Consider the following 5,673-nt stretch of genomic DNA (forward strand, 5'->3'; position numbering starts at 1 on the left):
GCCAGCAGGTGGCCGAGCGCGAGCAGGCCGGTGCGGGCCGACTCGAGCACGGGGACCCCGGCGGCGCGCAGCCGGGCGGCCGCCGCCACGTCGATCGCGGCAGGCACCGAGGCGAGCACGGCGACCGGCTTGTCCGTGCCTTTCGCCGCCGCCAGCGCGGCCCGCGGGTAGGAGTCGTCGCCGTCGAACTCCGGCACCAGGTCCACGGCCAGCGCGACCGCGCCGACGCCCGGATCGGCGGCCAGCGCCGACAGGGCGTGGGTGAACAGCTGCTCGGTGCCGGCGCCGGTCCCCCACACGTCGAGCGGGTTGCCCGGTTCCAGGCCGGGGTCGAGCACGGCGGCGAGCCGGTCCTTCGTCGGCTGCGCGATCGCGGCGAAGCGCACGCCGGCCGACGCGGCGACGTCGGCCACGTGCGCCCGCTCGAAGCCGGAGTCGTGCACGGTGGCCAGGCCCGTGCCGGGCGGCGGGCGGCGGCCCGCGCAGAACAGCTCAAGCGTGTCCGCAAGCTCCGCGAGGTCGCCCACCCGGTGCAGGCCGTAGCCGAACGCGAGCGCCTGCCACGCGCCGTCGCCCGCGGCCAGCGCGCCGGAGTGCGCGGACACCAGCGCCCTGGCGGTGTCCGACTCCCCGGCGGCAAGCAGCACGACGGGGACGTCGCGGTCCGCGGCGGCCGCCAGCACGTCACGGAGCAGGCCGGCGTCCCTGATCGCCTCGAGCACGAGCGCGAGCACCTTCGTCTCCGGCAGGCTCAGCGCGTAGCGCGCGTACGCGGCGGCGGGCGTGACCAGCTCCTGCCCCGATGAGACCGCGACCGTGAACCCGAACGCGCGGCGCGCCCGCAGCAGCGCGGAGAACACCGACCCCGAGTGCGTGACCAGCCCGACCGGGCCCTGCGGCAGCGGGTCCCGCTCCACGTAGCCGACCGCCCGCAGCCCGCGCGCCACGTTCACGAACCCCATGCATCCCGCGCCGCACACCGGTATCGCGGCCGCCGTGGCGATCTCCGCGATCCGCGTTCTGAGCCCCGTGGCCGCGGCCAAGGTCCCGGTGCCGGTGCCGGTGCCGGTCCCGCTCCCGTCCGGATCGAAGGCAGAGCCAAATATCACTACGGAACGGGCCGTGGCTTCTGCCGCCACCTTCACCTGCTCCTCCAGGGCGGAGTCGGGCACGGCGAGCAGCGCCAGGTCGACCTGCTCTGGCAGCTCGGTCAGGCTCGGGTAGCACGCGGTCGCTGCGATCTCGCCGTAGCGGGGGTTGACCAGGTACGTGCGCGGGTTGCTCGCCGACCGGGCGACCTCGGCGACCATGCGGCTGCCCAGGCTGCCCGGGCGCGGCGAGGCGCCGACGAGCGCCACGCTGCGCGCCTCGAGCATGACCGCGAGCGGGTCGGGCGCTGGCGGGTTTGGCGCTGGCGGGTTTGGCGCGGCCGGGCCGGGTGCCGCCCGGTCAGCCACTGCGGCGGCGTCCCTTGCGCCGGTCCGCGATCGCCGCCTTCGCCGCCTGCATGCCGGGGATCCCGCACACCCCGCCGCCCGCGTGCGTGGCCGAGCTCGCGTAGTACAGCCCGGGCACGGGCGTCCGGTAGTCGGCGAAGCCGGGCGCCGGGCGCATGTTGAACAGCTGCTCAAGGGACAGCTCGCCGTGGAAGATGTTGCCGCCGACCAGCCCGTAGTCGTGCTCCATCTCGTACGGGCCGACCACGTCGCGGTGGATGATGGCGGACTTGAAGTTCGGCGCCACCTCGGTGTAGACGTCGATCATCCGGTCGGCGTACTTCTCCAGCTCGTCGCGCTGCGGCTGCCGGCTCCACTCGTGCGGGACCCACTGGGTGAACAGCGACATGATGTGGTAGCCCTCGGGGCACAGCGTCTTGTCGAACGCGGTCGGGATGACGCCGTCGGAGAACGGCCGCTGCGCCGCGCGGCCCTCGCGGGCGTCGATGAACGCGCGCTCGATGTAGTCCATCGACGGCGCCATCTCCACCGACCCCGTGTGGTGCTCCTGCAGGTGGGTGCCCGGGTTGGCGGTGAAGTCGGGGAGTTCGGCGAGCGCGAGGTTGATCTTCACGACGCCGGACCGCGTCTTCCAGCGCTCGATGTCTGTCGCGAAGTCTTCGGGGAGGTGCTGCTTGCCGACGTGCTCGAGGAACGCGGTGCGCGGGTGCAGCGAGGTGACGATGGTGTTCGCGCGGATTTCCTCGCCGGAGTCCAGGACGACGCCTTTCGCCCGGCCGCCGTTGCCGAGCAGGATCCTGGCCACTGTCGCGTTCGTGCGGACGGTCGCGCCGAAGCTCTGCGCGGCCCTGCCGATGGCCCCGGCCACGGCGCCCATGCCGCCCTCGGGGAAGCCCCAGCTGCCGAGGCGCCCGTCGCCCACGTCGCCGATCGAGTGGTGCGCCATCACGTAGGCGGTGCCGGGCTCGTACGGGCCGGCCCAGGTGCCGATCACCCCGTTGACGGCCAGCGCGCCCTTGACCTGCGGGCTCTCGAACCAGTCGTCGAGCAGGTCGGCGATCGACATCGTCATCAGCCTGGTGACGTCGGCGATCGTCCGCACGTCGAGGCCGCGGTGGCGCCAGGCGAGCCTGAGCGTGCCGGCGATGTCTTGCGGCTTGTGCGAGCCGATCTTGGGCGGGACGGTGAGCAGCAGCGGGCCGAGCACGTCGGCCAGCCCGGCCAGCCAGGCGTTCCACTTCGGGTAGGCGTCGGCGTCCTTGTTCGACCAGCGGGCGATCTCGTCGTGGCTGCGCCGGGAGTCCTCCTCGTACAGGGTGAGCGACCCGCCCTCGGGGAAGGCCTGGTAGTACGGGCCCATCGGGAAGATCTTGTAGCCGTGCTTTTCCAGCTGCAGGTCGTTCAGGATCGTCGGCGGGAGCAGCGACATCACGTACGACAGGCGCGTGACCCGGAAGTCCGGGGCGTCCGGCCACGGCGCTTCGGTGGTCGCGGCGCCGCCGGCTTGCTGCCTGGCCTCGAGCACCAGCGTTCTCGCGCCGGTCTTGGCCAGGTAGGCCGCCGCGACCAGCCCGTTGTGCCCGCCGCCGACGACGATCGCGTCGAAGGACTCCGCTGCCATGGTGGTTCCGCCTTCCGCAAAAGTTTGACTGAACATTCAGTCTAGATTGCTGCTACGATACGAACAAGGCCAACCGGGCGACGGCGCCCGGGCGGATCGGGCGCATCGGGCGCATCGGGTGCCGGGACGAGGAGACGATGGGGCGACCTGCGGATAGCGCGGAAGCGGCGGGAGCCGCCGAACAGCGGCGTGAGCAGATGCTGCGCGCCGCGCTTGAGGTCATCATGGAGCGCGGGTACGCCGACACCCGGATCGCGGATGTCGCCGAGCGCGCCGGCGCCAGCCCGGCGCTGGTCATCTACTATTTCAAGACCCGCGACCAGCTGCTGACCGAGGCGATCGGCTACGCCGAGGACTCGTGGTACGCGACCGGAGTGCAGCGGCTCGCGTCGATCCCGACGGCCGGCGGGCAGCTCACCGAGCTGATCGAGATGACCTGCCTGCCGGAGACGGACCCGCTGCCGCACGGCGAATGGCTGCTGTGGCTCGACCTGTGGGCCCTGTCGCCGCGAAACCCGGGTGTGGCCGCCGTGCGCCGCAAGTTCGACGAGCGGTGGCGGGAAGCCATCCGGGCGATCGTGCTGGCCGGCCAGGAGGCCGGCGAGTTCGCCCCGGTGGACGCCGATGACTTCGCGATCTCGCTGTCCGCGCTGCTCGACGGCATGGCGGTGCAGATCGCGCTGGAAGATCCCGACGTGCAGCCGTCGCGAGCCTATGATCTCGCCATGCGGTACGCAGCCGGGCAGCTTGGATTCGACTGGAAGCCCGCTTCCGCAAGGGACAGGCGGTCATAGGGACGGAGATGACGGCATGGCCGGAGGCAGCATCGAGCTCACGGGCCTGACCAAGCGGTTCGGCAGGGGCGGCGCGGACGGCGGGGGCGCCGGGGGCGGCGGGGGCGCCGGGCACGTGGCGGTCGACAACATCGACCTGCTGGTGCCAAGCGGCGAGTTTTTCTCGCTCCTCGGGCCGTCCGGCTGCGGCAAGACGACCACGCTGCGGCTGATCGCCGGCTTCGAGCAGCCGACCGCAGGCCAGATCCTGCTCGACGGCGCCGACGTGTCCGCCGTGCCCCCGCACAAGCGCAACGTCAACACGGTGTTCCAGAGCTACGCGCTGTTCCCGTTCCTGTCGGCGTTCGACAACGTGGCGTTCGGCCTGCGGCACGCCCGGGTGACCAAGGCCGAGCTGCGCAGCCGGGTCGGGGCGGCGCTTGAGCTGGTCTCGATGTCCTTGTTCGCCACGCGGCGGCCTTCTCAGCTGTCCGGCGGCCAGCAGCAGCGCATCGCGCTGGCTCGCGCGCTGGTGCTCAACCCGGCCGTGCTGCTGCTCGACGAGCCGCTCGGCGCGCTTGACGCCAAGCTCCGCCGCACGCTGAAGGTCGAGCTCAAGGCGCTGCAGGAGCGCGTCGGCATCACGTTCCTCTACGTCACGCACGACCAGGAGGAGGCGCTGACGATGTCCGACCGGCTGGCCGTCATGCACGACGGCCGGATCGTGCAGATCGGCACACCGCGCGAGATCTACGAAGAGCCCGCCGACGCCTACGTGGCGGACTTCCTCGGCGCGGCGAACCTGATGGAAGTGTCGGTGTCGCAGCGGTCGGACGGCTCCACCGCCGCGCTCAAGCTCGGCGACAGCACGCTGGTGACGTCGCACGACTGCCCCGCCGCGCCGGGCGAGACGGCGCACGCGGTCATCCGCCCGGAGCGGGTGCGGGTCGAGGAGCACGGCTCCGCCGGCCAGAACCGGGTACCCGCCCTGGTGGAGCGGGTGGTCTTCCTCGGCGCCGCCACCCAGGTCATGCTCCGTCTGGCGACGGGCGCCTCGCTCCAGGCGCTGCTGCAAAACGACGGCGACCCCAGCAGGGCCGGGCTGGCCCAGGGCACCCCTGTGCACGCCTACCTGCCGCCGGACGCCCTGCGCGTGCTGCCCGGCTCCCCGGCCGCCGCCTTGGTTCCCGCGATCGCGGCTCCGGCTCCGGCCGCCGCCGCGGCCCCGTTCGCCGGCTAGGCCGGCTTCGCTGGCGCCGCGCGAGTCCCGCGGGTGCGACTTCGCATACTCTGTGACCATTTTCGGTCCGTTATGGGCGTTTTGTCCATGCAAGGAAATCCTGGTGGCCAAATCCCCGGCTCTGGCGCGGATAGCGGGATCACGCCCGTGCCGGATGCCCGGTCAGCACATGCTGTTCGCGGTCCGCGGTGATCCTCGCGGTATGTTCGGGGTTTGTGCTGGTATGACGACGCGAACCCGGAACATATCGCGGCGGCGGCCGGCCGGGATCGCCGGCGCGGGTGCCGCCGGGCATGGACAAACCGGGCATTACGGGCGGCGAAATCGCCATGGAGTGTGCGAAGTCGCATACCTGCGGCCCCCTGTGACCGGCGGTGCCACGCCGGGGCGGAACGCGATGCGCTAACTGTTACAGCTGGTTCCACTGGTACGGCGTGAGACCGTACTGCGTCGCTATCGGGTCCCACAGGCCGGCGAAGGCCTTCTTGTAGTAGGTCGCCTGGTTGTCGGGAGTGGCCGCGGCCGCGTACCCGGGGTCGGCGGTGTCGTCCGGCGTGCAGCCGTTCGTTATCTCGTCATTCG

At 72.1% G+C, this 5,673-nt stretch carries 4 protein-coding genes; 2 read left to right on the top strand and 2 right to left on the bottom strand.

The features are described 5' to 3' along the window. Together Q1N79_RS01535 and Q1N79_RS01540 are read right to left on the bottom strand one after the other, a co-directional pair. Positions 1–1,457: CoA-binding protein (locus Q1N79_RS01535; protein ID WP_300603199.1), on the bottom strand; the 1,457-nt coding region annotated here is incomplete at its 3' end. Further along, complete coding sequence (locus tag Q1N79_RS01540; RefSeq protein WP_300603202.1) at positions 1,450–3,078, bottom strand: NAD(P)/FAD-dependent oxidoreductase; 1,629 nt, start codon at positions 3,076–3,078, stop codon at positions 1,450–1,452. The genes Q1N79_RS01540 and Q1N79_RS01535, both read right to left, overlap by 8 nt. 137 nt (positions 3,079–3,215) lie before the next feature. Between Q1N79_RS01540 and Q1N79_RS01545 the strand changes: the two genes are divergently transcribed. Both Q1N79_RS01545 and Q1N79_RS01550 read left to right on the top strand, forming a co-directional pair. Then, positions 3,216–3,872 (top strand): TetR family transcriptional regulator C-terminal domain-containing protein, encoded by a 657-nt coding sequence (locus tag Q1N79_RS01545; protein ID WP_300603204.1) that lies wholly within the window; start codon positions 3,216–3,218, stop codon positions 3,870–3,872. Positions 3,873–3,888: 16 nt separating this feature from the next. Next, a complete protein-coding gene (locus Q1N79_RS01550) occupies positions 3,889–5,091 on the top strand; it encodes an ABC transporter ATP-binding protein (protein ID WP_300603208.1) in 1,203 nt (400 codons plus the stop codon). The last annotated feature ends 582 nt before the right edge of the window (positions 5,092–5,673 follow it).

Origin of the sequence: Trebonia sp., assembly GCF_030042015.1 — a bacterium.
GTDB lineage: Bacteria > Actinomycetota > Actinomycetes > Streptosporangiales > Streptosporangiaceae > Trebonia.

Excerpts from the sequence above, each read along its gene's own strand:
- Q1N79_RS01540 (WP_300603202.1), bottom strand. The coding sequence starts at position 3,078 with ATGGCAGCGGAGTCCTTCGACGCGATCGTCGTCGGCGGCGGGCACAAC.
- Q1N79_RS01545 (WP_300603204.1), top strand. The coding sequence starts at position 3,216 with ATGGGGCGACCTGCGGATAGCGCGGAAGCGGCGGGAGCCGCCGAACAG.
- Q1N79_RS01550 (WP_300603208.1), top strand. The coding sequence starts at position 3,889 with ATGGCCGGAGGCAGCATCGAGCTCACGGGCCTGACCAAGCGGTTCGGC.